The sequence below is a fragment of the Bordetella genomosp. 8 genome (assembly GCF_002119685.1).
Lineage (GTDB): Bacteria > Pseudomonadota > Gammaproteobacteria > Burkholderiales > Burkholderiaceae_B > Bordetella_C.
Window position 1 is genome coordinate 1,336,349 of sequence record NZ_CP021108.1, and the last position, 25,780, is coordinate 1,362,128.

At 64.3% G+C, this 25,780-nt stretch carries 24 protein-coding genes and 1 tRNA gene; 13 read left to right on the forward strand and 12 right to left on the reverse strand.

All coding sequences use genetic code 11. The features are described 5' to 3' along the window. Positions 1 to 25: 25 nt before the first annotated feature. Positions 26 to 1,006, reverse strand: a complete 981-nt coding sequence (locus tag CAL12_RS06085) for a tripartite tricarboxylate transporter substrate binding protein BugE (RefSeq protein ID WP_086063675.1) — start codon at positions 1,004 to 1,006, stop codon at positions 26 to 28. A 157-nt stretch (positions 1,007 to 1,163) separates the two neighbouring features. Here CAL12_RS06085 and CAL12_RS06090 point away from each other — a divergent pair, with 157 nt between their 5' ends. Next, a complete protein-coding gene (locus CAL12_RS06090) occupies positions 1,164 to 2,072 on the forward strand; it encodes a LysR substrate-binding domain-containing protein (protein WP_086063676.1) in 909 nt (302 codons plus the stop codon). Between the two features lie 11 nt (positions 2,073 to 2,083). On the opposite strand, the gene CAL12_RS06095 is transcribed toward CAL12_RS06090, so the two are convergent. Beyond that, a complete protein-coding gene (locus CAL12_RS06095; RefSeq protein ID WP_232464717.1) occupies positions 2,084 to 3,532 on the reverse strand; it encodes a DHA2 family efflux MFS transporter permease subunit in 1,449 nt (482 codons plus the stop codon). Positions 3,533 to 3,804: 272 nt separating this feature from the next. Between CAL12_RS06095 and CAL12_RS06100 the strand changes: the two genes are divergently transcribed. Beyond that, on the forward strand, positions 3,805 to 4,785 hold the full coding sequence (locus CAL12_RS06100) for a Bug family tripartite tricarboxylate transporter substrate binding protein (protein ID WP_157792902.1): 981 nt from the start codon (positions 3,805 to 3,807) through the stop codon (positions 4,783 to 4,785). On the opposite strand, the gene CAL12_RS06105 is transcribed toward CAL12_RS06100, so the two are convergent. Further along, a complete protein-coding gene (locus CAL12_RS06105) occupies positions 4,776 to 5,702 on the reverse strand; it encodes a LysR substrate-binding domain-containing protein (protein WP_086063679.1) in 927 nt (308 codons plus the stop codon). The two genes, CAL12_RS06100 and CAL12_RS06105, sit on opposite strands and share 10 nt — an antisense overlap. 150 nt (positions 5,703 to 5,852) lie before the next feature. Here CAL12_RS06105 and purU point away from each other — a divergent pair, with 150 nt between their 5' ends. From purU to CAL12_RS06145, 8 genes are all read left to right on the forward strand, one after another. Then, complete coding sequence (gene purU, locus CAL12_RS06110) at positions 5,853 to 6,698, forward strand: formyltetrahydrofolate deformylase (RefSeq protein WP_086063680.1); 846 nt, start codon at positions 5,853 to 5,855, stop codon at positions 6,696 to 6,698. Continuing rightward, on the forward strand, positions 6,673 to 7,611 hold the full coding sequence (locus CAL12_RS06115) for a bifunctional 5,10-methylenetetrahydrofolate dehydrogenase/5,10-methenyltetrahydrofolate cyclohydrolase (protein WP_086063681.1): 939 nt from the start codon (positions 6,673 to 6,675) through the stop codon (positions 7,609 to 7,611). Before purU ends, CAL12_RS06115 begins: the two co-directional genes overlap by 26 nt. Then, on the forward strand, positions 7,608 to 8,852 hold the full coding sequence (locus CAL12_RS06120; protein ID WP_086063682.1) for a sarcosine oxidase subunit beta family protein: 1,245 nt from the start codon (positions 7,608 to 7,610) through the stop codon (positions 8,850 to 8,852). The genes CAL12_RS06115 and CAL12_RS06120 overlap by 4 nt, the downstream gene beginning before the upstream one ends. 12 nt (positions 8,853 to 8,864) lie before the next feature. Beyond that, on the forward strand, positions 8,865 to 9,161 hold the full coding sequence (locus tag CAL12_RS06125; protein ID WP_086063683.1) for a sarcosine oxidase subunit delta: 297 nt from the start codon (positions 8,865 to 8,867) through the stop codon (positions 9,159 to 9,161). After that, complete coding sequence (locus CAL12_RS06130; protein ID WP_086063684.1) at positions 9,158 to 12,169, forward strand: sarcosine oxidase subunit alpha family protein; 3,012 nt, start codon at positions 9,158 to 9,160, stop codon at positions 12,167 to 12,169. The genes CAL12_RS06125 and CAL12_RS06130 overlap by 4 nt, the downstream gene beginning before the upstream one ends. After that, positions 12,159 to 12,785: a sarcosine oxidase subunit gamma gene (locus tag CAL12_RS06135; RefSeq protein ID WP_157792903.1), complete on the forward strand. Its 627-nt coding sequence runs from the start codon at positions 12,159 to 12,161 to the stop codon at positions 12,783 to 12,785. Before CAL12_RS06130 ends, CAL12_RS06135 begins: the two co-directional genes overlap by 11 nt. A gap of 17 nt (positions 12,786 to 12,802) precedes the next feature. Then, positions 12,803 to 14,569: a gamma-glutamyltransferase family protein gene (locus tag CAL12_RS06140; RefSeq protein WP_086063686.1), complete on the forward strand. Its 1,767-nt coding sequence runs from the start codon at positions 12,803 to 12,805 to the stop codon at positions 14,567 to 14,569. 166 nt (positions 14,570 to 14,735) lie between these two features. Then, positions 14,736 to 15,767, forward strand: coding sequence for a proline racemase family protein (locus tag CAL12_RS06145; protein ID WP_232464718.1), 1,032 nt, complete (start codon positions 14,736 to 14,738; stop codon positions 15,765 to 15,767). Between the two features lie 20 nt (positions 15,768 to 15,787). Here CAL12_RS06145 and CAL12_RS06150 read toward each other — a convergent pair whose 3' ends face one another. After that, entirely contained in the window at positions 15,788 to 16,804 is a 1,017-nt protein-coding gene (locus tag CAL12_RS06150) for a GlxA family transcriptional regulator (protein WP_086063688.1), read from the reverse strand. Positions 16,805 to 17,045: 241 nt separating this feature from the next. Here CAL12_RS06150 and CAL12_RS06155 point away from each other — a divergent pair, with 241 nt between their 5' ends. After that, positions 17,046 to 18,017, forward strand: a complete 972-nt coding sequence (locus tag CAL12_RS06155; protein ID WP_086063689.1) for a Bug family tripartite tricarboxylate transporter substrate binding protein — start codon at positions 17,046 to 17,048, stop codon at positions 18,015 to 18,017. 4 nt (positions 18,018 to 18,021) lie between these two features. On the opposite strand, the gene CAL12_RS06160 is transcribed toward CAL12_RS06155, so the two are convergent. The 6 genes from CAL12_RS06160 to CAL12_RS06185 form a co-directional block, all read right to left on the reverse strand. After that, on the reverse strand, positions 18,022 to 18,945 hold the full coding sequence (locus CAL12_RS06160; protein ID WP_198298390.1) for a 2-hydroxy-3-oxopropionate reductase: 924 nt from the start codon (positions 18,943 to 18,945) through the stop codon (positions 18,022 to 18,024). A gap of 39 nt (positions 18,946 to 18,984) precedes the next feature. Further along, on the reverse strand, positions 18,985 to 19,773 hold the full coding sequence (gene hyi, locus CAL12_RS06165) for a hydroxypyruvate isomerase (RefSeq protein ID WP_086063690.1): 789 nt from the start codon (positions 19,771 to 19,773) through the stop codon (positions 18,985 to 18,987). A 3-nt stretch (positions 19,774 to 19,776) separates the two neighbouring features. After that, positions 19,777 to 20,694, reverse strand: a complete 918-nt coding sequence (locus tag CAL12_RS06170) for a dihydrodipicolinate synthase family protein (protein WP_086063691.1) — start codon at positions 20,692 to 20,694, stop codon at positions 19,777 to 19,779. Between the two features lie 39 nt (positions 20,695 to 20,733). Further along, on the reverse strand, positions 20,734 to 21,696 hold the full coding sequence (locus CAL12_RS06175) for a Bug family tripartite tricarboxylate transporter substrate binding protein (RefSeq protein WP_086063692.1): 963 nt from the start codon (positions 21,694 to 21,696) through the stop codon (positions 20,734 to 20,736). Positions 21,697 to 21,736: 40 nt separating this feature from the next. Next, positions 21,737 to 22,441 (reverse strand): GntR family transcriptional regulator, encoded by a 705-nt coding sequence (locus tag CAL12_RS06180; RefSeq protein ID WP_086063693.1) that lies wholly within the window; start codon positions 22,439 to 22,441, stop codon positions 21,737 to 21,739. A gap of 191 nt (positions 22,442 to 22,632) precedes the next feature. Next, positions 22,633 to 22,708, reverse strand: a tRNA-Gly gene (locus tag CAL12_RS06185). Between the two features lie 155 nt (positions 22,709 to 22,863). On the opposite strand from CAL12_RS06185, the gene murB reads away from it, so the two are divergent. Next, the gene (gene murB / locus CAL12_RS06190) at positions 22,864 to 23,859 is read left to right on the forward strand and encodes a UDP-N-acetylmuramate dehydrogenase (protein ID WP_157792904.1); all 996 of its coding nucleotides are present in this window, start codon (positions 22,864 to 22,866) and stop codon (positions 23,857 to 23,859) included. Positions 23,860 to 23,866: 7 nt separating this feature from the next. Here the strand turns inward: murB and dapB are convergent, their stop codons facing one another. Next, positions 23,867 to 24,658, reverse strand: coding sequence for a 4-hydroxy-tetrahydrodipicolinate reductase (gene dapB / locus CAL12_RS06195; protein WP_086063695.1), 792 nt, complete (start codon positions 24,656 to 24,658; stop codon positions 23,867 to 23,869). Between the two features lie 33 nt (positions 24,659 to 24,691). Then, entirely contained in the window at positions 24,692 to 25,267 is a 576-nt protein-coding gene (locus CAL12_RS06200; RefSeq protein ID WP_086067701.1) for an outer membrane protein assembly factor BamE, read from the reverse strand. A gap of 87 nt (positions 25,268 to 25,354) precedes the next feature. Between CAL12_RS06200 and fur the strand changes: the two genes are divergently transcribed. Then, entirely contained in the window at positions 25,355 to 25,774 is a 420-nt protein-coding gene (gene fur / locus CAL12_RS06205) for a ferric iron uptake transcriptional regulator (RefSeq protein ID WP_086063696.1), read from the forward strand. The last annotated feature ends 6 nt before the right edge of the window (positions 25,775 to 25,780 follow it).

Here is a 25,780-nt window from a genome sequence, read left to right on the forward strand (position 1 = left end):
GACGCCCGGCGGCCCGTGGCTACGGTCAGTCGACCTTGACGTGGGCTTCGGCGGCCACACGCTTGTTCTTGGCGATCTCGGCGTCGATCTGCTTGGCGAAAGCCTCCGGCGTGTTGTTGGCCGGCGCGGCGCCCAGCGCTTCCAGGCGGGCCTTCACGTCTTCCTCGCCTTCGACCTTGGCGACGGCGGCGTTCAGCTTGTCGACCACGGCCTTGGGCAGCTTGGCGGGGCCGACCAGGCCGAACCACGACGCGTCGTTGACGGCGGGCAGGCCGACTTCGGCGAAGGTCGGCACGTCCGGCAGGGCCTTGACGCGCTGGGGCGCGGCCACGGCCATGGCGATCAGGCGGTTGGCCTGCACGTGCGGCAGCGTCGAAGGCAAGTTGTCATACATGACGTCGACCTGGCCCGCCAGCACGTCGTTCAAGGCCGGACCCACGCCACGGTACGGGACGTGGACCAGGTTGGTGCCCGAGGCCATCTTGAACAGTTCGCCCATCATGTGCGAAACCGAACCGTTCCCGGCGGACGCATACGTCAGCTTGCCCGGCTCGCCCTTGGCCAGCTTGATGAACTCGGCCATGTTCTTCGCGCCGAGCTTGGGATTGATGGCCATGATATTCGGCACGGCCGCCAGATTGGTGATGGGGGTGAAGTCCTTTTGAGCGTCGAACGGCAGCTTGGTGTACACGGCCGGGTTGATGCCGTGGGTACTGGCGGTGGCGATGCCGAGCGTGTAGCCGTCCGGCGTGCTGCTGGCGATGGCCGCGCTGCCGATGGAGCCGCCCGCGCCGCCGCGGTTCTCGACCACCACGGTCTGCCCCAGTTCACGGCCCAGCTTGTCGGCGAACAGGCGGCCGACGATGTCGGTCGTGCCACCCGGCGGGAAGGGCACGATCAGGCGGATGGGCTTGCTGGGATAGGCGTCGTCGGCGTGGGCCAGGAGCGGCAGGGCGGCCATGGCGGCGACGGCGGTCAGGCCGAGGAGGCGTTGCTTGAAAAACATGAAGATCCCTTGTGGAAGGTGTTCTGAATATGCGGGCGCTTTGTGAGCCCCGGCGATTCTTGGCTGCCGCAACAAATTGTGCAAACGAAGAATTCTCCTTATGCTATGAAAATATTTCATACCTGATGGCTATGCTCATCCCTACCTCGTTATATACATGCGCCGCCTTTGCCCATCCCTGACGGATCTGCAGGCTTTCGAAATGGCCGCCCGTCACGGCAGTTTCACGCGCGCCGCCCAGGAACTGTCCGTCACGCAAGGCGCGGTGAGCAAGCAGGTCAAGCAATTGGAGCAGTTCGTCGGGGTCGAGCTATTCCTGCGGCTCAGGCATGGATTGGTATTGACCGAAGCGGGGCAGGCTTACCTCGCCAAGATCCAGGTCGGGCTGGGCCAGATCGAAGCGGCCACGCTGGAACTGATCTCGCACCAGGGGCAGGGCGGCACCTTGTATCTGACCAGCATGCCGACCTTCGGTGCGCGCTGGCTCATCCCCCGCCTGGCCGGTTTCATGCGCCTTCGGCCCGACATCCATGTCGAGTTCCTGCCGCACCGCCAAGGCTATGACTTTTCGACGCCGGAGCTGGACGCCGCCGTGCGATTCGGCGAAGGGGTATGGCCGGGCAGCGGCGCCGACTATATCGTCGGCCGCGACGTCGTGCCGGTGGGCAGCCCCAGGCTTTTTCCGCGCCCCTGCGCGACACCGGAGGAATTGCTCAAGCAGCCGCTGATGCACCACACATCGGCGCTGGATGGCTGGACCGACTGGTTCGAACAGGCCGGTTGCGACACCCGCCGCGCGCGCGAAGGCGCCCGCTTCGATCAATACAACCTGTTGTCGCAGGCCGCGGCGGCGGGCTTCGGCATCGCCCTGATCCCGCGCTGCCTGATCGAGGACGAATTGCGCGACGGCAAGCTGGCGCCGGTCATCGAGCTGCGGATACGCGCCCGTCAAGGGTATTACCTGTGTTATCCCGAGACCAAATCCAAGCTGCCCATCCTGCAGGCGTTCCGGCAGTGGCTGATGGAGGCATCGCAGGTGGCCGAGCCGAGGACGGACGACGGCTGAACCCGGGGAGGTCAGGCCGCGCGCCGGGCCGGAATCGTCAGTGCGGCCACCACGCCCAAGGCGTGTATCAGGCAGAACACCGCGAAGGTGCTGGAGAACGCGGGCGCCGCCTCGGCCTGGTGCTCGGCGAGACTGGCGTGCAGCCAGATCGCCAGCGAGGTCGTGGCGATGGGGCCGCCCAGTCGCTGCACGATGTTCAGCGCCGTCGTCGCGACGGGCAGTTGTTCGCGCGGGATGCTGGCGTAGGCGGACGACATCGACGGGATGTTGATCGAGCCCAGTCCCACGCCGCGCAGCCACAGCAGCAGGCAGATCAGCGTGTCCGGCATCTCGTAGACGCCGACCAGCATGAAGGGCAGGGTACCGGCCAGACCGATCAGCGCGCCCGCCGTCGAGACGCGGCGCGAGCCGTAGCGGTCCGTCAGCCGCCCCATCCACGGGAACGCGCAAAGCAGTCCTATGCCCATCGCCGCCAGCAGGATGCCGGCGCGCGACGGGCTGTAGCCGCGCGCGCTGATCAGATACAGCGGGAACAGCAACTGGCCGCCATAGGTCATGCAGTTCGTCAGGAACTGGGTGGCGGCCGAAGGCGCGAACGAGCGCGCGCGAAACAGGCGGATGTCGATCAGGGCCTTCGCGCCGCGGCGCAGCCCGTGCAGCAGGAAGGCCAGCAGCAGGAGCACGGCGATCGCCAGTTCCAGCCGGTTGGTATCGGCTGCGCCGCTTTCCGTGTTCGCCAGGGCTTCCAGGCTATGCAGCAGCATGGCCAGGCCGGGCGCCAGCAGCAGGAAGCCGATCGCGTCGAAGCCTCGCCGGACCCGCAGGTCGCCGTCCGGCGGCAGCACGCGCCAGGCCAGCAGGATGGCCAGTACGCCCACGGGCAGGTTGATCAGGAAGATCCAGGGCCACCCGGCATGTTGCAGGATGAGGCCCGCCAAGGTCGGGCCGAGGATGGGCCCGATCATCACCGGCATGACCGCGAAGCCCATGACGCGCGCCAGGTGTCGGCCAGCCGTGCGCGCCATCATCATCTGCGTCATGGGCGTGAGCAGTCCGCCCGCCATGCCCTGGAGGACCCGCGACACGATCAGGCTGTTGGCATCGGTGGCGATTCCGCAGAACAGCGACGTCAGGGTAAAGATGGAAAAGCAGATCAGGTACATCCGCTTCGCGCCCATCCGGTCCACCAGCCACCCCGTCAGCGGCAGCGTCAAGGCCAGGGCCAGCAGGTAGCCGCTGGATACCCACTGAATGGTGGCGAGGTCTGTATTCAATTCCTGCGCCAGCGTCGACAGGGAAACGTTCACCACGGTGGAGTCCAACTGCGCCATCAGCGGCGCCAGCATCACCACGCTGGCGGTTTTCCATACGCGGGCGTCGATGCGGTCGTCGGAGGTGCTGTTTGCCGCGGCTCTGGTGGCGGCGTTGCGCGGGCGTTTACCTGGGGATGAGGCGGACACGGACAATTGGGCTCGGCGATCTGGTGTTGGGCGACGGGTGTCTCGAGATTCTAGTGCCCGGCCCCTTAAAAGGACCTGCGCCGGCGGTGACCCGCCGCGGGCAGCCATCAGCCTGGCTTCTTGTCGTTGCGCGACACATTTCTTCCGGGAATGAGTCGTGCGATTCTTTCATTAGTCCTGCCAGCGCCTCGTTTGTATGCTGTCTCCACCACATACAGAGAAAGATCGCATCGGGCGCCAACGACCCGCATGCATGCATACAAGGGGCTATCTTGAACATCCGTATTCCCAGATTGCTGGGCGGCGCGCTTGCGGTCGCCATCTTCGGGCTGTCCACCGCCGCGCGTGCCGAGCCAGCCTACCCCTCGCGCACGATTACCGTCGTCGTGCCGTTCTCAGCAGGCAGTGCTAGCGACACCTACGCCCGCGTGATAGGCGCCAAGCTGGGCGAGGCGCTGGGCCAGTCCGTCGTGGTGGAAAACAAGGACGGCGCCGGCGGCTTCATCGGCGCCCAATACGTGCTGCGTGCCAAGCCGGATGGCTACACGCTGCTGTTTGCCGCCTCCCCATGGGCTTATACGCCGTATTTCTTCAAGCGGATACCGTACGAACCAATGAGGGACTTTGTCGCGGTCGCCAAGGTCGGCGCGGCGCCCAGCGTCCTGGTGACCGCCCCGGACGCGCCTTTCGGAGATATGGCCGGCATGGCGGCATACGCCCGGCAGCACCCCGGAAAGCTGACCTATTCGAGCGCGGGCATAGGCACGTATTCGCACTTGATCGGCGCCCTGGTCGACAAGCAGCTCGATATCGACATCATGCATGTGCCCTACAAATCCGCGGCGCAGGCCATGGCTGACGTCGTGGGCCACATGATCAGCCTGAATTATCCCAGCCTGTCGGCGGCGCTGCCTCTTATAAAGTCGGGGAAGCTCAAGGCACTTGGCGTGACCAGCCTGACGCCCGCTTCCATCGCGCCGGATATTCCATCGATTGCATCGCAGGGCATGCCAGGCTTCGAAGTCATGCAGTGGTTTGGCTTCGTATCGCCCGCGGGGACGTCACCCGAGGTGGTCAAGCTGCTCAACACGCAGATCAATCGCGTACTGGCGGACCCGGAGGTCGCCAGGCGATTCGCGCAGCTGGGCATTCAGTTGACGCCGGAGTCGCCCGAGGTCTTCACGGCGGATATCGACCGCGAAATCAGGAAATGGGTGCCGCTCGGCAAGGAATTGTCGATTACCTACGACTGAATCCAAAGGGATTTCCTTTGCAGCAGCCAATCCCGGAACAGCCGAGCCGCGGGGCTGAGGGTCCTGTGGCGCGAATGCACAAGATAGTCGTAGCGACCCGTGCGGCAGGCGAACTCCCCGATCGCACGCAGTTGTCCCCGGTCGATCGATTCGCGAACCATGTAGTCCCATCCCAGGCCCACGCCCAGCCCTTGCAGCGCCGCGTTGTAGACGAGCGTGACCTGGTTGAAGGTCAGGGCACGCGTGGGCGCGGTGTACTCGACGCCGAACTGGTGGAACCATGCCGGCCAATCCATGCAATTCCACTCGCGGGAGTCGAGCTGGATGAGCGGTGCGTCGCGCAGCTGCGCGACGGTCTCGATGGGCGGCAAGGGAAGATCGGGGCGGCAGACCGCGTAGACGACTTCCGGAAAGAGCGGGGTGGCGTCCAGCGAACTCCAATTGCCGTCGCCATACAGGATGCCGAACGATCCATCGCTGCAGCTTTCCTCGTTGATCGAATTGCTGGCGATGATATTCACATTGATTTCAGGATGGTCCTGGTTGAAATAGACCACCTGGGGAAACAGCCAGCTATGCGCCACGGCCTGGGTGCAGCGGATGGCGACGGCTTGCTCGGCATTCGTGCTGCGCAGTTGCGCCACCACGTCGTTCAGCCTGAGCAGCAGCGGCTGCAGTTCCGCCTGCAGTTCACGGCCCTTCGCGCTCAGGCGTATGCCCCGGCCTACGCGGTCGAACAACGAGGTCTTGAGGCTGTCTTCCAGCATGGCCATCTGCTTGCTGACGGCGCTCTGGGTCAGGGACAGCTCCAGCGCGGCGCGGGTAAAGCTGCCACATCGCGCAACGGCTTCGAAGCAGATCAGGTTCTCCATGGACGGCAGTCTGGAGAAAAGACGGGGACCGTTGATATCTAGCATGGCAGGACTCGGGAAATGATTCCAGGCGGGAATGAGTGGTGCGCGCAATTCGCTGGTCGCATTAAGCAGATAAACGCATCATAGCAAGTGTCAATCCACTTAAGTAGTTTGAATAGGCATTCTTGCCAGGAATGGATAAATCACGGTGCCATGAAAAAATTCGTACTCAAGGTGACGTGCCAGGATCAGCGTGGCATCGTAGGGGCGGTAGGCCAGGGCGTTGCCTCGCTGGGCGGCTGCATCACGGAAAGCGGCCAGTTCGTCGATCCGACGACCGGCCGCCTGTTCATGCGTGTCTGCTTCCAGTTCGACAGCGACGTACCGCATCAAGCGATCGACCGGCATTTCGAACCGGTCGTGCAGCGTTATCGGATGCGGATGGAGACATTCGATCTCACGCAGAGGCCCAAGGTTCTCATCATGGTTTCCCAGTTGGGCCATTGCCTCAACGACCTGCTCTATAGGAACAGCATCGACCAGTTGCCCCTGCAGCTGGTGGGCGTCGTGTCCAATCACACCGTTTATCGTTCACGGGTGGAGCATGAAGGCATCCCCTTCCATCATCTGCCCGTGACGCCGGATAACAAGGCGGAGCAGGAGCGAGCCTTACTGGGTTTGCTGGAGAGCCTCGAGGTGGATCTGGTCGTGCTGGCCAGGTACATGCAGATTCTTTCCGACGACCTGTGCCGCAGGCTGCCTGGCAAGGTCATCAATATCCATCATTCCTTCCTGCCCAGCTTCAAGGGTGCCAAGCCCTACCACCAGGCCTACGAGCGCGGCGTGAAGCTCATAGGCGCGACGGCCCACTACGTGACCGCCGACCTGGACGAAGGGCCGATCATCGAGCAGGACATACGGCGCGTAGACCATGCGACAAGTCCCGAAGAAATGGTCGCGATCGGACGGGATACCGAATGCCAGGTGCTGGCCAAGGCCGTCAAGACCCATGTTGAACACCGGATCCTGCTGAATGAGAACCGCACCATCATCTTCTGACGCGCGGAAGGCCATCGCGTTGAGCGGCACGGAGGCCGCCGCCGAAGTGACCGCCGAAGTCGCCAGGCAAATGCGCGAGTCTGGCGTGATCCCGAAACTGGCGGTGGTCCTGGTGGGTGACGACGCGGCCAGCGCGGTCTATGTGGCGAACAAGGCCAGGCAGGCCGAGCGTATCGGCTTCGGGTCGCTGCAGATCCGCCTTCCCGCTGAAACTTCCGGTGCCGAGCTCTCCGCGGTGATACGGCGCTTGAACGATGACCCGTCCGTGCACGGCATACTCGTGCAGTTGCCGCTTCCGCCGCATCTTCCGGCGGAAGCGGTCATCCGCGAGATCGCGCCCGAGAAGGACGTCGACGGCTTTCACGAGGTCAACGTCGGCCGCATGACGATCCAATCCAGCCGCAATGCATTCGTCCCATGTACGCCATTGGGCTGCATGCATCTGATCCATCGCGCCATCGGGCATGAGCTCAAGGGGCTGAGCGCGGTCGTCATCGGCAAGTCGAACATCGTGGGCCGGCCGATGGCGACGCTGTTGATGCACGCCGAATGCACCGTCAGCGTCGCTCACATACATACCCGGAATATCGAGCAGCTCTGCCGCACCGCCGACATCCTGGTGGTGGCAGCCGGCTCTCCCGGACTGGTCAGGGGCGACTGGATAAAACCCGGCGCGGTCGTCATCGACGTCGGCATCAACCGCATCGCCGGGGAGGCCGGCACGCACAGGCTGGCCGGCGATGTGGCGTACGACGAGGCGGCGGAGGTCGCATCCTTCATTACGCCGGTGCCTGGCGGGGTCGGGCCGATGACGATCGCGATGCTGATGAAGAACACGTATGCCGCCGCGCTCCAGGCCGAGCGTGCGAATCCGCGGCGACACGCCGGCCTGCGGGCCAGGAGTAACGGTTGATGAAGTATTCGATTTTCAGTATCGCCAGGAATGCCATGTCGTATCACGAGCGATGGGAACGGCAATGGCGCAGCCCCGCTCCCCGTCCGGAATACGACGTGGTGATCGTCGGCGGTGGCGGGCATGGCCTGGCGACGGCCTACTACCTGGCGAAGAACCATGGCATCACCAATGTCGCGGTGGTCGAAAAAGGATGGATAGGGGGCGGCAACACCGCTCGAAACACCACCATCGTCCGATCCAGCTATCTATGGGAAGAATCGGCGGCCTTGTACGACGCGGGCATCAAGCTGTGGGAAAACCTGTCCGCCGACCTGAACTACAACGTCATGTTCAGCCAGCGCGGCGTGGTCAGCCTGGTCCACTCCCAAAAGGACTTCCGGGACGTACAGCGCCGTATGCATGCCAACCGACTGCTCGGTATCGATGTGGAGTACCTCGATCGGGCGGCGCTCAAACGCGAAGTTCCCATACTGAACCTGGATTGCCGCTTCCCCGTGTGGGGAGGAGCCATGCAGAGAAAGGCGGGCGTGGCGCGGCATGATGCCGTGGCCTGGGGCTATGCCAGGGCAGCGGACCGGGCAGGGGTGGACATCATCCAGAACTGCGCTGTGCTGGGCATCGAGCGCAACGGCAACCAGGTCACCGGCGTCAGGACCGAAAGAGGCACGATCAAGGCCAGGAAGGTCGCGGTGGTGACGGCTGGCAATACCACCGTCCTGGCGGATATGGCCGGCATACGCCTGCCGTTGGAAAGCCACCCTTTGCAGGCCTTGGTCTCGGAGCCGATCAAGCCCGTGCTCGATACGGTCGTGATGTCCAATGCCGTGCATGCCTACATCAGCCAATCGGACAAGGGCGATCTGGTCATCGGCGCCGGCGCCGACCAGTACGTGGGATATGGCCAGCGCGGCAGTTTCCAGACGATAGAAAGCACCGTGACGGCCATCGTGGAGATGTTCCCCGTGTTCTCCCGGGTCCGCATGAACCGCCAGTGGGGCGGCATCGTCGATCTCAGTCCGGATTCCTGCCCGATCATCACGAAGACGCCTGTCAACGGGCTCTATTTCAACTGTGGCTGGGGCACGGGCGGCTTCAAGGCCACGCCGATATCCGGGCTGGTTTTCGCGCACACGGTGGCGCTGGATCGCCCCCACGAATTGAACGCGCCGTTCGGGCTGGACCGGTTCACCACCGGCAGCCTGATCGACGAATACGGCGCCGCGAACGTTGCGCACTGATGGAGAAATAACGTGCTACTGATCGAATGTCCCTGGTGCGGGCCGCGCGCGGAGATCGAGTTTTCCTGCGGGGGCGAGGCCAATATCCGGCGTCCGGCGCCGTCGGCGGAAGTGACGGACGGCGCATGGGCCGATTACCTCTTCATGCGCAGCAACCATCGCGGCCCGGGCGAGGAGCAGTGGCTGCACGGCCAGGGCTGCCGCCGCTGGTTCAGGGTGGAGCGGGATACGGTGACCTATGAAATCCTGCGCACATCGCGGTTCGGCTCCGGCCAGGCCACGAGCGACGGCCGGGAAAATCAGCAATGAAGCAGCAGAATCGAATCCAGAGCGGCGGCAACGTCGACCGGGCCCGGCCCATCTCCTTCACTTTCAACGGCAAGCGGTACGAAGGCTTCCACGGAGATACCTTGGCGTCGGCGCTGCTGGCGAACGACGTGCATTTCGTCGCGCGCAGCTTCAAGTATCACCGGCCACGGGGCATCGTCTCGGCCGGTCCCGAAGAGCCCAACGCCATCGTGCAACTGGAAGATGGTCCGCACACCGTGCCGAACGCCAAGGCCACCGAGATCGAGCTGTATGAAGGCTTGGCCGCGCGCAGCGTCAATGCCTTCCCGTCGCTGGAAAGGGATCGCATGGCTTTCAACCAGCGTATCGCCCGCCTCCTGCCCGCCGGCTTCTACTACAAGACGTTCATGTGGCCGCGGTCTTTCTGGCCCAGGTATGAACGCCGGATCCGCGACGCGGCCGGCCTGGGGACGTCGCCGGCGGCGCGCGATCCGTCGCGATACGACAAGCGGTTCGCCCATTGCGACCTGCTGATCGTGGGCGGAGGTGCCGCGGGGCTTGCGGCTGCATTGGCCGCCGCGGGCTCCGGCGCACGAATCATCCTGGTCGACGACCAGCCGGAGCTGGGTGGGTTCCTGTTGTCCAGCCCGCGCGCGATCGGCGAGCAGTCATCCGCCGCATGGATCGCCAGGGCACGGCGGCAGTTGGCGGCCTCGACTTCCGTCACGATCCTGGATCGGAGCACCGCTTTCGGCTATTACGACCACAACCTGGTCACGGTGACGCAGCGGCTGCACGACCATCTTCCGCTCGGCGAGCGCATCGGTACCCGCGAGCTGCTGTGGAAAATCCGCGCCAGGCGCGTGATCCTGGCGACGGGAGCGCACGAACGCCCCATCGTGTTTGGAAACAATGACCTGCCCGGCATCATGCTGGCATCAGCCGTGTCGTCGTATATCCACCGCTACGGTGTATTGCCCGGCCGCAACGTGGTGGTGTTCTGCAATAACGATGAAGGCTACCGCACCGCGAGCGCGCTGGCGGCGGTGGGCGCCACCGTGAGTGTCGTCGACGCCCGCAAGGCGGCGCAGGGCGTTCCGATCGACGCGGCCCTGCGGGCCGGCATCAGGATCTACGACGAATCGGTGGTCGTGGCGGCCTCGGGCGACAGGCGCGTAAGCAGCGTGAAAGTGCGGCGGCGCGCCCACGGCGTCAAGGGAGAGGACGTCGTCCTGCGATGCGACCTGGTTGCCGTGACGGGCGGGCTCAGCCCGACCATACATTTGTTCAGCCAGTCGGGCGGGAAAACGCGGTGGGACGACGCCCGATCGTGCTTCGTGCCGGGCGCCAGCAGGCAGCCGGAACAGAGCGTGGGCGCAGCCAATGGCACTTTCGCGCTGGCCGACGCGATGGCGGAAGGCGTTGCGGCGGGCAGGGCGGCCGCGGCAGCATGCGGCTTCGAGGCAGCGACGGAGCTGCCGCACCTGGCTGTCGAAGCAGGCCAGGGAATGCCGATTCTTCCCCTTTGGCGGGTAACCGACGACGTCACGGCAAGCCGGGGGCCCAAGCAGTTCGTGGATTTCCAGAACGACGTGACCACCGCCGACATCATGCTGGCCGTGCGCGAAGGCTTCGAATCGGTGGAGCACGTCAAGCGGTACACCGCGCTCGGCTTCGGTACCGACCAGGGAAAAACAGGCAATATCAATGGCATGGGGATCCTGGCCGGTTTGCTGAACAAACCGATCGCCGATGTGGGCACGACGACATTCCGCCCAAATTACACGCCGGTGACCTTCGGCGCGTTCTCCGGGCGCGATCTGGGGATTCACCACGAGCCGATCCGCAAAACCTGCCTGCATGAATGGCATGCCGAACACGGGGCGGTATTCGAAGACGTCGGTGCGTGGAAGAGGCCGTGGTACTACCCCAGGGCCGGCGAGGATATGCATGCGGCGGTGGCGCGCGAATGCCTGGCCGTGCGGCGCTCGGTCGCCTTGCTGGATGCCTCCACGCTGGGCAAGATCGACATCCAGGGGCCGGACGCGGTCAAGCTGCTGAATTGGGTCTATACGAACGACTGGAGCAAGCTCGCCGTCGGCCGCGCCCGCTATGGGTTGATGCTCAACGAAAACGGCATGATCTTCGATGATGGCGTGACGGTGCGGTTGGGCGAGGAACATTTCCTCATGACCACGACCACGGGCAATGCGGCGACCGTCATGAACTGGCTGGAGCTGTGGTTGCAGACCGAGTGGCCGGATATGCGGGTGCGTCTGACGTCCGTGACCGACCACTGGTGCACGATCGCCGTACCCGGGCCGCGCAGCCGCGATGTGCTGCGCAAGGTCTGCGATGACATCGACTTCGGCAACGCGGCGTTTCCCTTCATGAGCTACCGCGAGGGCACCGTCGCGGGCGTTCCCGCCCGCGTGATGCGCATCAGTTTTTCCGGCGAACTGGCCTATGAAGTCAACGTTCCGGCGGACTACGGTCGCGCGGTATGGGAGGCGCTCATGGTCGCGGGAGCCGAGTACGACATCGCGCCCTATGGCACCGAGGCGCTGCACGTCCTGCGCGCGGAAAAGGGCTTCATCATCGTCGGCCAGGATACGGATGGATCGATGACGCCCGCCGACATGGGCATGGGCGGGATGGTATCGAAGCACAAGGAATGCCTGGGGAAAAGGTCGCTGTCCCGAGCGGATACGGCCAGCGAAGGAAGACGGCAGTACGTCGGCTTGCTGACCGAGGACGCCGCCTTCGTGCTTCCGGAAGGCAGCCAGATCCTGCCGGCAAAGCATCCTGGCGCCGGCGCCGGACATGCCTTCAAGTCCGCCGGCCACGTCACGTCCAGCTACTTCAGTCCGATACTGCAACGATCCATCGCCCTGGCCATGCTGCGTGATGGGTCGAACATGAAGGGCCAGGCCGTGATGGTCGGCCTGGCGAATGGTGCCAGCGTGGCCGCGACGGTCTGCGACACCGTGTTCTACGACAAAGAGGGGCTGCGCCAAAATGTTGAGTGAACAGAGAGCCGCCTGGCCGACTCCCCGGCATGAATCTCCCTTGACAGGTATCGGGCACCTGTTGGCGGAGCACGGCTCGCCGAATGGCGAATTCGAGGTGAATGGCCGCCCGCTGGTCGGCTTCTGCATATTCCGGGCCTCGCCTGACGAACCAGCGCTGCATGCCGGCGTCGGCTCGGTAATAGGCATCAGCTTGCCGCTCCAGCCGAATACTTATACGCAAGGCGCCGATATCCGCGCCATCTGGCTGGGACCGGACGAATGGATGCTGGCGTCGGCGGTCTGGTCGGCTCGCGATATGGAAAGCCGGCTCCGTCACGCGCTCGGTCCGGGACATTATTCGGTGGTCGACGTGACCAGCGGCTATACCAGCGTGACACTCAGCGGCAGGAAGGCGCCGCTGGTGCTTGCGCGCGGTTGCCCGCTGGATTTGAGCGCCCGGGCGTTCCCGATGGGAGAGTGCGCGCAAAGCGTCTGTTTCAAGGCCCCAGTCATCGTCTGCGCTGGCGGCTCGGGGATATATGAGCTGATCATCAGGCGCAGTTTTGCGGAGTACCTCATGCTGATGCTGCTCGATGCCTACAAGCCGATCCAGCAGGCAAACCTGCGCTATTGAGTCCCGGAGGTTGATGAATGGAACATCCCAAGCAAGCGGAAAGCGGCCCGGTGTCGCTGGCCATCCCCGCCGTCAGCATGCGGCCCACGCCCATGGGCAGGCAGCATGCCGTGTCCTCCGGCCACTATCTTGCGAGCATTGCCGCCAACCGGGTACTGGACGCCGGCGGCAACGCCATCGATGCGGGCGTGACGGCTGCTTTCGCGCTGGCCGTGCTGCAGCCGGACGTCGTATCGGTGGCCGGGGTCGCGCCGACGCTGATCTACGTGCAAAAGCTCGGCCGGGTCGTATCGCTGCCGGGCCTGGGGCACTGGCCGGCAGCTACGGATATCCCGCGGCTGGTCGCCGAAGGGGATGGTTTTTCCGTGCCGGACGGGGTGCTGCGCACGGTGGTGCCAGCGGCGCCGGCCACGCACATCACCGCCTTGCGTCGATACGGGACCATATCCTTCGCCGAGGCCGTGGCGCCGGCCCTGGAGCTTGCTCGGGACGGGTTCGCCACGTATCCCTTTCTGGCGGAAAGCCTGCGCCAGGCCAGGTGGAGATATGAGCGCTGGCCTTCGAGCAGGGAGATCTTCGTGCCGGGCGGGCGGACCCCCGATGTCGGCGAGTTGTTCGTCCAGCGAGATCTTGCCAGGACACTGGAAAGCCTGGTCGAGGCCGAGCGTGGCGCGCATGGCGACCGCGACAGGAAGCTGCGGGCCGTGCATGATCATTTCTACCGCGGGCCGATCGCTGATGCGATCGGCCGGTTCCAGCAGGACAGCGGCGGATTCCTCCGCCATGAAGACCTGGCCGCATTCGAGGTGGAGCCGGAAGACAGCATCCACGCGGTCTACCACGGCACCGAAGTCCACTCCTGCGATACCTGGTGCCAGGGCATCGTATTGCTGCAGACGCTCAAGCTCCTGGAGCATGACGATCTGCGAGGGTTGGGGCGCAACTCGCCTGCCTATGTGCATCTGCTCACCGAGGCGCTGAACCTGTCCTTCGCGGATCGAGAGGCGTATATCGGCGATCCGAAGTTCATCGATGTGCCCACGGCGACGCTGCTCTCGGATGCCTATGCCCGCGCGCAGCGTGCTCGCATCCGCCCCGATGCGTGCTTCGGTGCAATGCCCGAGCCGGGCGACATCCCTGGGGTGTCGAACCGCAATACGGGTGGAGACAGGGCTGCATCCGGACCCGTGGGCATGTCGCCGGACACCATCCACGCCAGCGTGATGGACAGGTACGGCAACGCCTACTCGGCGACCTTGTCGGATACGTCGCATGATGCTCCCGTGGTGCCTGGGTTGGGCATGGTCATATCGACGCGCGGCCATCAGTCGCGTCTGCAGGATGGCCATCCGGCCAAGGTCGAGCCCGGCAAGCGCCCGCGCCTGACGCCAAGCCCGGGCATGGCGCTGCGCGACGGCAAGCCTTACCTTTGCTTTGGCACACCGGGTGGCGATGTGCAATCTCAGGCGATGCTGCAGGTCTTCCTCAATATCACGGAGTTCGGCATGCAGGTGCAGCAAGCCGTCGAGGCGCCCCGCTTTTCCAGTGCGAACTTCCCGAACTCGTTCGCGCCGCACGACTACATGCCTGGCCGCCTGTGCCTCGAGGAGAATATGCCGCAGGCGGTCTTCGACGCGATGCGGGCGCTGGGACACGATGTACAGGCCATACCCGTGCTGCCCGCGATGAGCGGCGCGGTGTGCGTCGTCTTGCGCGATCCGCATACTCGTCTGCTCCACGCTGGCGCCGACCCGCGCCGGGAAGCCTACGCGCTCGCGTGGTGATACGGATTTCGGTTTCGCCACCGGGTGCCGCCGTGGTGGCAGACCATCGTCGTATCCATACTCGAATATGGCCGGAATCTACCAGCGGGGACTAAAGCCACGCCCCTTATCCTGAAGGCGGTGCGAAGAATCGCGAAAAGGATGGAGTGCCATGCGTTGGAACCGGATGGTTTCTGCAATAGGCGTGCACGCGGAAGGCGAAATCGGCCGTGTCATTACCGGCGGGGTGCCGCATATTCCAGGCGGAACGTTGCTGGAAAAGATGCATCACATCAACACCGTCGACGACGCACTTCTGCGGTTCCTGCTGTTCGAGCCCAGAGGGGCCGCGCAGATGACGGTGAATGTGCTGTTGCCCGCGGTTCATCCCGACGCACACATCGCCTTCATTCCCTTGCAACCCGATGGCGCGCATGCCCTGTCCGGATCGAATTGCATGTGCGTTGCCACCGCGCTGTTGGAAACCGGCATGGTGCCCATGCGCGAACCCGAAACCCGATTGGTGCTGGAGACTCCATCCGGCCTGATCCACGTAGCCGCGCAATGCAAGGACGGGAAGTGCCAACGTGTTTCACTGGAGATGGTGCCCAGTTTCGTCGAGCATCTCGACCACCCGGTCGATGTGCCCGGGCTGGGCCGCATTACCGTGGACGTCGCGTTTGGGGGCTGTTATTTCGCCTTGGTCGACCCGCGCCAGCTGGGCCTGGCCTTGGATCGGACAGAGGCGCGTCGACTGGTGGAGATCGGTGCGGCGATCCAGCAGGCGGCGGCCGCCCAGATCGCGGTGCGGCATCCAGTATTCGAGCAGGTAAATCTGATCGAGTACGCGCTCTTCGCCGGGTCTCATCCCGAAGGGTTCCGCAACTGCAATATTATCTTTCCCGGCCGCGTCGACCGCTCTCCCTGCGGCACCGGGAGCGCCGCCAGACTGGCGGTGATGCATGCGCGCGGTCTCCTGGACGTCGGCGGGCAAGCGGCCATGTACAGCCTGATCGATAGCCGCTTCGATTGCGAGATCGTGCGTACGACGCAGGTGGGGGCGCGTGCCGCGGTCGTTCCTCGGATATCGGGACGGGCGTGGATCTATTCGATGGAACACTACGGCCGCGATCCCGACGATCCCTATCCCGATGGCTACGTGCTGGCCGACACCTGGGGGCCGGGTGCGGCCAGGATCGCAACGCCCAGGCGTCCATAGCAGCGCCTGGCCGACCATGGCTACGCGTTGCGTCGCCGCGCATCGCGACACTGGCTCGGTAACAGCGAGAACTTCGCGCGGAACAGCCTGTTCATATGCGAGGCGTCGGTGAATCCGCATTCCTGCGCGATCCGCTCCAGCGTGTGATCGGTCTTTTCCAGAAGATATCGGGCGTACGTCAAGCGCAACGAGCGATAGTGCTGGGTAATGGTTTCCGCGTACTGGCTTTTGAAAAGCCTGGAAAGCTGGCGCGAGCTGACGTTGACCCTTTTGGCCAGGTCGTCCAGGGATAGCGGCGCTTGCAGGTTGCGTTCCATCAGGAAGACCGCCTTGCGAAGCCGGGGGTCGGTTGGGGCCGCGCTGCCCGACACGGAATCGAACTGGGGATGGGCTGGGGGCCGTAACTGCGCCAGCACGAGTTGCCTCATGCATTTCAGCGCCCGTTCCGGGCCGCAATGGCGCTGCACCAAGTACATCGCGAGATCGCTGGTCGACGCGCCTCCCGCGCATGTAATGATGCCCTGATCTATTGAGAAGATTTCGTCGGTGACGGGCAGGGCGGCGGGGAAATGACTCAGGAATTCTTCGTAGTGGTACCAATGGACGCTGCTGCGCACACCATTCAGCAGACCCGCTTTGGCAAGTACGAACGACCCGGTACACGCGCCCACCAGTGCCGCCCCCACACGCGAGGCCTGCTTTACATACGCCAGGACTCGGCCGTCGTACTCCAGGCCTTCCGGGAGTTTTCCTCCCACCACGACGACATAGTCGAAACGCTTGGGATCCAGCAGGCCGCAAGTCGGCGTTATCCGTATTCCGCAGCTGGACAGCACGGCGGCGCCATCGTGGGTCATGACGGTCCACGAACAAAGCAACTGGCTGCTGCGGTCTCCTTTGTCGGCAGCATGCCTCAGAACTTCGACGAAGCAGGTCAGCGCCATCAGGGTGAAGTTCGGCAGCAGGACAAAGCCAACCGCCAGGCTGGGGCGGTCGGTCTCGCACACCGTGTCTTCCAATCGGGTTTCCCAATCCATCGGACCTCCTTGGCCTTGACGCGCCCTGGCGCCCGGCAGAACCGGCCGCGTTCGCATGACGGCGGTACCGTCGCCGCATGACAGCGAGAATGCCGTAGTTGGCGCATGTTCGAAGCAGGGTATTCCCCTGCCTGTCGCTTTTGTACTTCACGTTGTCGCGAATCTACGAAGAGCGCGGCCACGTGGCTATATATCGTAGTTGCGAGAGACGGGCGTCCGTCGCCTCGGACAAAGGGAAACCATGAAAAGACTGATCGCGGGGGCGGCGCTTTCGGCGCTGATGGCCGGCGTTTCGCTGGCTCATGCCCAGCACCAATACCCGGAGCGGCCCATCCGGCTCATCGTGGGGCAATCGCCCGGGTCGGCCGCGGATGGCGTTGCGCGTCTGCTCGCGGCCGAGATGGGCAAGTATCTGGGCCAGCCCGTCGTCGTCGAAAACCAGGCCGGCGCCGGTGGCACGATTGCAGCGGCGAGCGTGGCGCAGATGAAGCCGGATGGATATACGCTGATGATGGGGATCGCTTCCCAATTGAGCCTGGGACCGCATCTATTCAAGAAGGCGGCCTATGACCCGTTCAAGGACTTCACCTATATCGCTCCCGCGGCTGATGTCGTGATGGTCCTGACCGCCAGTGACAAAAGCGGCATCACCGATCTGGATACGCTGGTCCGCAAGGCCAGGGCGGCGCCGGGGCGCATCACCTACGCAAGTTCGGGTGTGGGGTCCGCGTCCCAGCTCTCGGTGGAGATGCTATCGGACCGAGCAGGTATATCGTTGCTGCACGTCCCCTATAAAGGCACGGCACCCGCGGTGACGAGCGTCATAGGCAATGAGACGGACCTGCTGTCCAACGTAGTGGGCGCGGTAGCTGGGCCCGCCCGAGCCGGAAAATTGCGGCCGATCGTCGTTTTCGCGGACAAGCGCAGCGCTTTGCTGCCGGACGTGCCGACGTCCTCCGAACAGGGCTATGAACTGCCGAAGATCGCGGGCTGGGTGGGCCTCGTGGGGCCGGCCGGATTGCCCGGTGAGATCACGGCGAAGCTCGCCGATGCATTGCACAAGGCCCAGCAGGATCCCAAGGTCCAGGCGTTCTACGCAGCCCAGGGCCTGATCCTGTGGCAGGGCGATGCAGCCGGATTCCTGGACCGCGCACGTACGGACAGTGATGTCTGGGGGAAGCTGATCAGGGAGAAGGGCATCGTTGCGGAGTAGGCGTTCATTGCCTGGAAAGCGTCGAATTTCCCTCGCGCTTGATCGCATGACGCGCCAGCGCCTCGAGCGCGACGACCAGCGCGGAATGGTCGGACGGCCCGTGTCCGAGCGCGTCGCAGGCGTTCATCAGCTGAGCGGCACCGGCGGTCTGGGGCAACGCCAGGCCTAGGCGGCGCGCGCTCTGAATGGCGAGGTTCAAGTCTTTCTGATGCAGCGCGATGCGAAAGCCCGGTTGGAAGTTGCGCCCGATCATGCGCTCGCCATGGACTTCCAGGACACGGCTGGCGGCGAAACCGCCCATCAGCGCCTGGCGCACCTTCGCCGGGTCCGCGCCGGCCTTGCTGGCGAAGAGCAGGGCCTCGCCCACGGCCGCGATGTTCAATGCGACAACGATCTGGTTGGCTACCTTGGTAATCTGGCCAGCACCCGCTTCGCCCACCAGTGTCACGTTCCTGCCCATGGTCTCCAGCAGCGGACGCACCGACTCGAAGGTTTTCGCGTCACCGCCACACATGATGGTCAGGGTGGCCGCCTTGGCGCCGACTTCGCCGCCGGAGACGGGGGCGTCCAGATACCCGCAGCCGAGCTTGGCGATGCGCGCCGCGAAATCCCTGGTGGCGAGCGGATCGATGGAACTGCAGTCCACCACGGTTTTCCCCGCGGACAGCCCCGCCGCGACGCCGTCGGTGCCGAACAGCACCTTTTCCACGTCGGGAGTGTCCGGCAACATCAGGAAGATCACGTCGGCATTCCGCGTCACGTCGGTGCCGGACGTGCAGACTTTCGCTTTGTCACGAACGCCAGGCGGAACCTGGCTGCGCGTGTGCACGAATAGCGTATGGCCGGCGTCGGCCAGGTGGCCGGCCATGGGCGTGCCCATGATGCCCAGACCGATGAAGCCCACTTTGCGGGGCGCCGCAATGTTCATGGTGATGTCTCCAAGTCTGTCTGGTCGTAGCTTCTCGGCTCAACCTGTAGTCATGCCGGCGGACGAACGCCACCCCAACCCCTCGATCGTGGTCGCGCGTGGCTTGTACTCGCAGCCTATCCAACCCGTATAGCCGATGGCGTCGATGTGGCGAAGCAGCCAGTGGTAGTTGATCTCGCCCGTGCCAGGTTCGCCCCGTCCGGGGTTGTCGGCCAGCTGGATGTGGCCGATGCGCGACAGGTGCGTGCTCAGGGTATTGCCCAGTTCGCCTTCCATCCGTTGCGCATGGTAGATGTCGTACTGGATGCGCAGATTGTCGGAACCCACCTCGTCCAACAGCGTCAGCGCCTGATCGGTGCGGGTAAGGAAAAATCCCGGGATATCGAAACTATTGACCGGCTCGATCAGCAGCTTGAGGCCGGCCTTTTCCAACTCGCGCGCCGCGTAGCGCAGGTTCTCGACCAGCGTCGTGCGCGCATCCTGACGGTTTACGCCATCAGGTAGTTTGCCGGCCAGGCAGTTCACCTGCGGACTTCGCAGCACGGTCGCGTACTCGATGGCGCGGCCCACGCCCGCGCGGAACTCGGCCTCGCGGTTGGGATGGCAGGCGATGCCGCGTTCGCCGGCGTCCCAATCGCCCGCTGGCAGGTTGTGCAGCACCTGGGCCAAGCCGTTGGCGTTCAGCGCTGCGGCCAGCTCCTGTTTCTCGAACGGATAGGGAAAGAGATACTCCACCGCTTCGAAGCCCGCTTGCGCCGCGGCTTCGAAGCGCTGCATGAAAGGCAGCTCGGTGAAAAGCATGGTCAGGTTGGCAGCGAAACGCGGCATGGTTCAAGCGCCTTTCAGTTGCTCGGGCGGAATGACCTGCGACAGCGCTTCCCGAATAGCGGCTTGCTGCGCCGCGGTGACCGCCGCCACGGGGCGCAGCGTGTGGCCAGTCGGCGCCCCTTGCAGCGCCAAGGTGAATTTGGTCGTCGCAACGCGATTGTCGGCATAGATCGCATTCCACAGGCGCAGCAGCCGTTCATGCATATCCTTGGCGAAGATGTGGTCGCCTCGCTTTACCGCGTCCCACAACTGGATCAGCGCGCCCGGGACGGCGGTGGTCAGTATGGAAATGACGCCGTGCGCGCCCAGCACCATGCATGGATACAGCAGGGAATCCACCGCGGCGAAGATGCGGTCGCCCGGTTGGGCGCCGATCATCAGGTCGGCCAGCGACTTGAGGTCGCCCGCGCTTTGCTTGACGCCCGCCACGCCGGGAATTTCGCGCATGGCGCGCAAGAGCAACGCGGGCGACAAGTAGTTCCAGGGGATGACGTTGTAGATGAGAATCGGGATGTCGGTCTCGGCGGCGATCTCGCGGAAGTGGCGCAGCATCGATTCCTCGTCCGTCTTGTAGATATAGTGCGACGGCGTGACCTGCAGCGCGGATATCCCCAGCTTCTGCACGGCGCGCACCTTGGCGATCGCGTCGCGCGTGCTGTTGGCGATGACGCCCGCCACCAGGGGCACCGTTCCGTCGATTTCTTCCGCGGCGATTTCGGTGATGCGGGCCAATTCGCCGGTCGTCAGGGAATAGCCCTCGCCGGAACTGCCGCCCGCTACCAGGCCGTGCACCCCCTGGTTCAACATGAAGCGGATGGTGCTGCGCAAGGACTTTTCGTCGAGCACGCCGTCCTCGGTAAACGGCGTGACCAGGGGCGGAACGATGCCTTGGATGTCGGCCGGGCTGAAGGTCTTGGTCATGGTGTCTGTCTTCCTCGATGTCGCTGTGGTTCGGTTCACTTACTGCGGTTCAATGCCAGCCAACTTCACCAGGCGGGCGAAGGTGGCCGTCTCTTGGCTGATATATGCGCCGAAATCGCTCGAACTGGTGGGCGCAGCCTCCAGGCCCAGTTGAAGCAGTTGCGCTTTGACTTCCGGCGCGTTCACCGCCTTGACCACTTCCGCGTTCAGGCGCTCGACGACGTCCGGTGGCGTACCGGCTGGCGCCACGAGGCCGTTCCAGGTAATCAACTCGTAGCCGTGCAGGCGTTCCGCGATGGCGGGGACCTGTGGCAGCAAGGGGCTGCGCTGTGCGCTGGTAACCGCGATCGCCTTGAGCTTGCCGGCCTGGATGAGCGGCATCACTTCGAGTATGGGGCTGAACGAGGCCTGGATCTGGCCCGCGAGCAGGTCGGAGTTGACCTGGCTGCCGCCCCGATAAGGCACCGCGGTCATCTCGACAGCGGCCATCTTCTGGAAAAGAACGCCCGCCAGATGTGGGGACGAACCTGTGCCCGACGTGCCGTAATTGACCTTGCCCGGGTGGGCCTTGACGTAGGCGATGAATTCGTCGAGTGTATTGGCCGGTACCGAAGTGTTGACCACCAGCACGCTGGGGCTGGTAGTCGTACGCGCTATTGGCACGAAGTCCTTCGCGGCGTCGTACGGAAGGCTTTTGTAAAGGCTGGCGTTGCCCGCGAGCGGGCCGCTCGACAGAAAACCCAGGGTATAGCCGTCTGGTTTGGCCTTGGCCACGAACGTCGCGCCTATCGCTCCGCCTGCTCCGGTCTTGTTGTCCACAACCACGGCCTGGCCAAGATTCCTGGCCATCTCCTGCGCGATGATGCGGCCCGATACGTCGTTGTTGCCGCCGGCGGCGAAGGGCACCACGATGGATACGGGCCTGGCGGGGAAGGGCTGGGCGGCCGCCGAAAAGGCGAGCGCCGCCGCCGCGCCCGCAAGGGCGCGTTTGAGCTTGATCATGCTTGTCTCCTGGTTCTTCTATGGAATGGCGGGTTGGCGCTCAGGCGGTTCTGCGCTCCTCCGCAGGGTCTGCCGCGAGGCCATTGGCACGCGCCAGCACGCGCTGGCGGGATGCGTCGATATGGGCGACCATCAAGGCGACGGCACGCGATTCATCGCGGGCGCGCACTGCCTCCAGAAATGCCAGGTGCTCCTGCATGGCGGGTACGACGCGCATGGGGCGCGCCATCGCACTGTCAATGCGGATCAGCTTGATGTGCAGGTTGTTGACCCGATAGATGTCCGACAGGATTTCATTGTCCATCGCATCGACCATCCGATTGTGCAGTCCCCAGTCGACGGCGAGCGCGTCCTCGTCCAGGGCCGGGTCGGTCGAGGGAGTCTCCGCGCGCGCCAGGATGGCGCGGTGCTGGGCGATGACGTCGTCGATCTCGTCGTCGGTGGCGTCGCGGACATATTGCGTCATCGCTTCGCGTTCTATCACCGTGCGCGTCTGGAACGCGTTCCGTATCAGCTTGAGATCCACGGCGGCAATCTGCAGACCGCGTTTCGGCACGGTCGTGATGAGCCGCGCCGCTTCCAAGCGCGGGATCATTTCGCGCACGGCGCCCAGCGGCATGCCCAGCAGCAGCGTCAGTTCCTGCTGGGAGACGAATTGGCCCGGCTTCAAGCGCGAAGCGAGCACCTGCTGCCTGAAGCGTTCGTAGGCCTGGTTGCGGAGATGGTCTGCGGGAGAGGTATCCATGACCGCACATTAACATCAGTCTGACATGTTAGCAACATGTCTCGTCTGGATTCTGGAACCGTTCGGCCGTTCGCGTGATTAGCTGATTCAGCCGCCCAGAATGGAAAAAGGCCGAACACGAGGTGTTCGGCCTTTTTTCGATCATGTTGTTGAACGTGTCGGCGCCGAGTAAAACATGGCGCCCGGAATTCTGGAGCGGGAAACGAGTCTCGAACTCGCGACCTCAACCTTGGCAAGGTTGCGCTCTACCAACTGAGCTATTCCCGCATTGCTTCACTCGCCCTGCGCACATTGCACCGTGCAGTTCGCATCTTGCATTTTGCGCATCGCGTAAAATCAGCGAAGACAGAAACTATATCAGATCACAAAAAGCGATGTCAAACTCATCGGCGCCAGTTGGTGAAACCGGCACTCTCACACCGATGGCTGCGGGCCTTACGCCGCTGAACACCTTCGGCCTGGTGTCGCAAGCGGAGGCCTACGTCCGTATCGTTTCGCCTGAGCAGCTTCCCGCCCTGTCGGAGCTTGCCCGCCGGTACGGCCGAGCCTTCGTCCTGGGCGGCGGCAGCAACGTCGTGCTGCCGTCCACCATGGAAGGCCTGGTGGCGCACATGGCCATCCCCGGCATCCGGCTGCTCGAAGCGCGCGACGACGCGTGGATCGTCGAGGCCAGCGGTGGCGAAAGCTGGCACGGTTTCGTCGATGCATGCCTGCGCAACGGGTGGGATGGCCTGGAAAATCTCGCCCTGATACCCGGTACGGTCGGTGCCAGTCCCGTGCAGAACATCGGCGCGTATGGCGTCGAGCTGGACCAGCGTTTCCTGGGGCTGACGGCGTGGGACATCGCGCGCGGCGAGAGGGTCGAAATGTCGGCAGGGGACTGCCGCTTCGCCTATCGGGACAGTCGTTTCAAGCACGACGCGCCTGGCCGATGGGCCATCGTGTCGGTGCGCTTCGCCTTGCCGCGGCCCTGGCGGCCCGTGCTCGATTATCCCGATCTGCGGAAGCATCTGGCGCTGGCCGACGCCGTGTCGGCGCAGGCGATCTTCGATGCCGTATGCGCCATCCGCCGACAGAAATTGCCGGACCCCGCGGTGATCGGCAACGCCGGCAGCTTTTTCAAGAATCCGATCGTGACGGCCGGGCAGCATGCCGTCCTGCGCGAGCGCTTTCCCGGACTGGTGTCCTACCCCCAGCCGGACGGCCGCTACAAACTGGCGGCCGGCTGGTTGATCGACCAATGCGGGTGGAAGGGGCGCTCGCTGGGACCGGTGGGCGTGCATGACCGCCAGGCGCTGGTACTGATCAATCGCGGCGGCGCTCGCGCCGCCGACATCATGGCCCTGGCCGACGCGATCCGTGAGGACGTCCAGGCCCGCTATGGCGTGGACCTGGAGCCCGAGCCGGTACGGCCCTGAATGGGGCCTACAGTCCCAGTACCTTCTGCATATCGAACAGCCCCTGCGTCTTGTCGCGCAGGAAGGCGGCGGCGCGCAGGCTGCCTTGCGCGTATGTTGCGCGGCTGGTGCTGCGGTGCGTGATCTCGATGCGCTCGCCGATGCCGCAGAAGTACACCGTGTGATCGCCGACGATGTCCCCGCCGCGCACGACGGAAAACCCGATGGTGCCCGGTTCCCGCACGCCCGTCTCGCCATGCCGCGTCCACGTGGCCACGTCGGGCAAGTCCACGCCCCAGGCCTGCGCGATGGTTTCGCCCATCTTCAACGCGGTGCCCGATGGCGCATCCACCTTCTTGTTGTGATGCGCTTCGAACACTTCCACGTCATAGCCCGAATTCAGGATGCGTGCCGCCATGTCCAGCAGGCGCAGCGTCGCGTTGACGCCCACGCTCATGTTCGGCGCGAATACGATGGCGATGCTTTCAGCCGCCTTGGCGATCTCGGCGCGGCCGGCTTCGTCGAAGCCCGTGGTGCCGATCACCGCCTTGACGCCATGCCGCACGCAGGCCCGCAGATGGTCCAGCGTGCCTTCCGGACGCGTGAAGTCGATCAGGCAGTCGGCGCCGGCCAGCGCCTGCAGGTCACCGGTGATCGCCACGCCGGTATCGCGGCCCAGGAAGGCCCCGGCGTCCTGTCCGACCTGGTCGCTGCCCGCGCGGTCGAGCGCGACCGTCAGCGTCATGTCGGGATGGTTCAGGACCGCTTCGATAAGCATGCGGCCCATCCGGCCGCCGGCGCCGGCAATGGCGATGCGCATGTGAAATCCTTGTCGTTGGCTGCTGGGTAGGCGCTACTTCTGGCTGGGCGCGGCCGGGGTGCTGGCGCCATTGATGGTCGTGGGCGTGCCGCCCGTGCCATTGACATTGGCGGTCGTGCCGCTGCCACCGCTGACGCCGGCGGGCAGGCCGGCGCCGGTCGGGCCGGCCGGGGCGGTACCGGCGGGCGCCGGTGGCTGCGGCGGCGGCACGTTGGTGCCGGCCGAATTGGACGGCCCGTCGGCCAACTGATAGGGCTGCACGGCAGGCTGCTGGTCGCCCTCCCAGCGGGTCAGCTTGTCGTTTTCGAAGAAAACGGTGAACTTGCGTTCCTGGGCGGCGCCATAGCCGGGCTTGTAGTAGTAGGGATAGTCCCAGCGGTCGGCGTGCAGCACGCTGGTCAGCGTGGGGCTGCCCAGTGCGAACCGCACCTGTTCCCGGGTCATGCCGGGGCGCAGCAGACCGACCTGCTCGCTGGTGATCCAGTTGCCTTGCTGGACCGGCGCCTTGTACGGGAAGCCCCATTTGCCGGAGCTGCATCCCGCCAGGGCAAGGGCGACCGCACCGACTGCGATGACCGCCTTCAAGCGGCGGGAAGTGGGACGTATGATCGTGGACACTCGGGGTTCCCCGTAATGGATACTGGCAAAACCGTTATCATAAAGGCTTATCCAGTCATTCCGTTTTCCATTGGACCAATGAGCGATCAAAGCGACCTCAAGACCATGGGTTTGAAGGCGACCTTTCCGCGCCTCAAGATCCTGGACATTTTCCGTAAGGCAGAGCAGCGCCATCTTAGCGCGGAAGATGTATACCGTGCCCTGATCGCCGAAAACGTCGAGATCGGCCTTGCCACCGTCTACCGCGTACTCACGCAGTTCGAGCAGGCGGGCATCCTGGCGCGCAGCCAGTTCGATAGCGGCAAGGCCGTCTTCGAATTGAACGACGGCGACCACCACGATCATCTGATCTGCACCAACTGCGGAAAAGTGGTCGAATTCAACGATATCGAGATCGAAAAGCGCCAGCACAAGATCGCCAAGGACAACAGCTTTCTACTTGAAAGCCATGCGATGGTGCTCTACGGCACGTGCGGGGACTGCGCCACGCGCCGTTGATCCGGC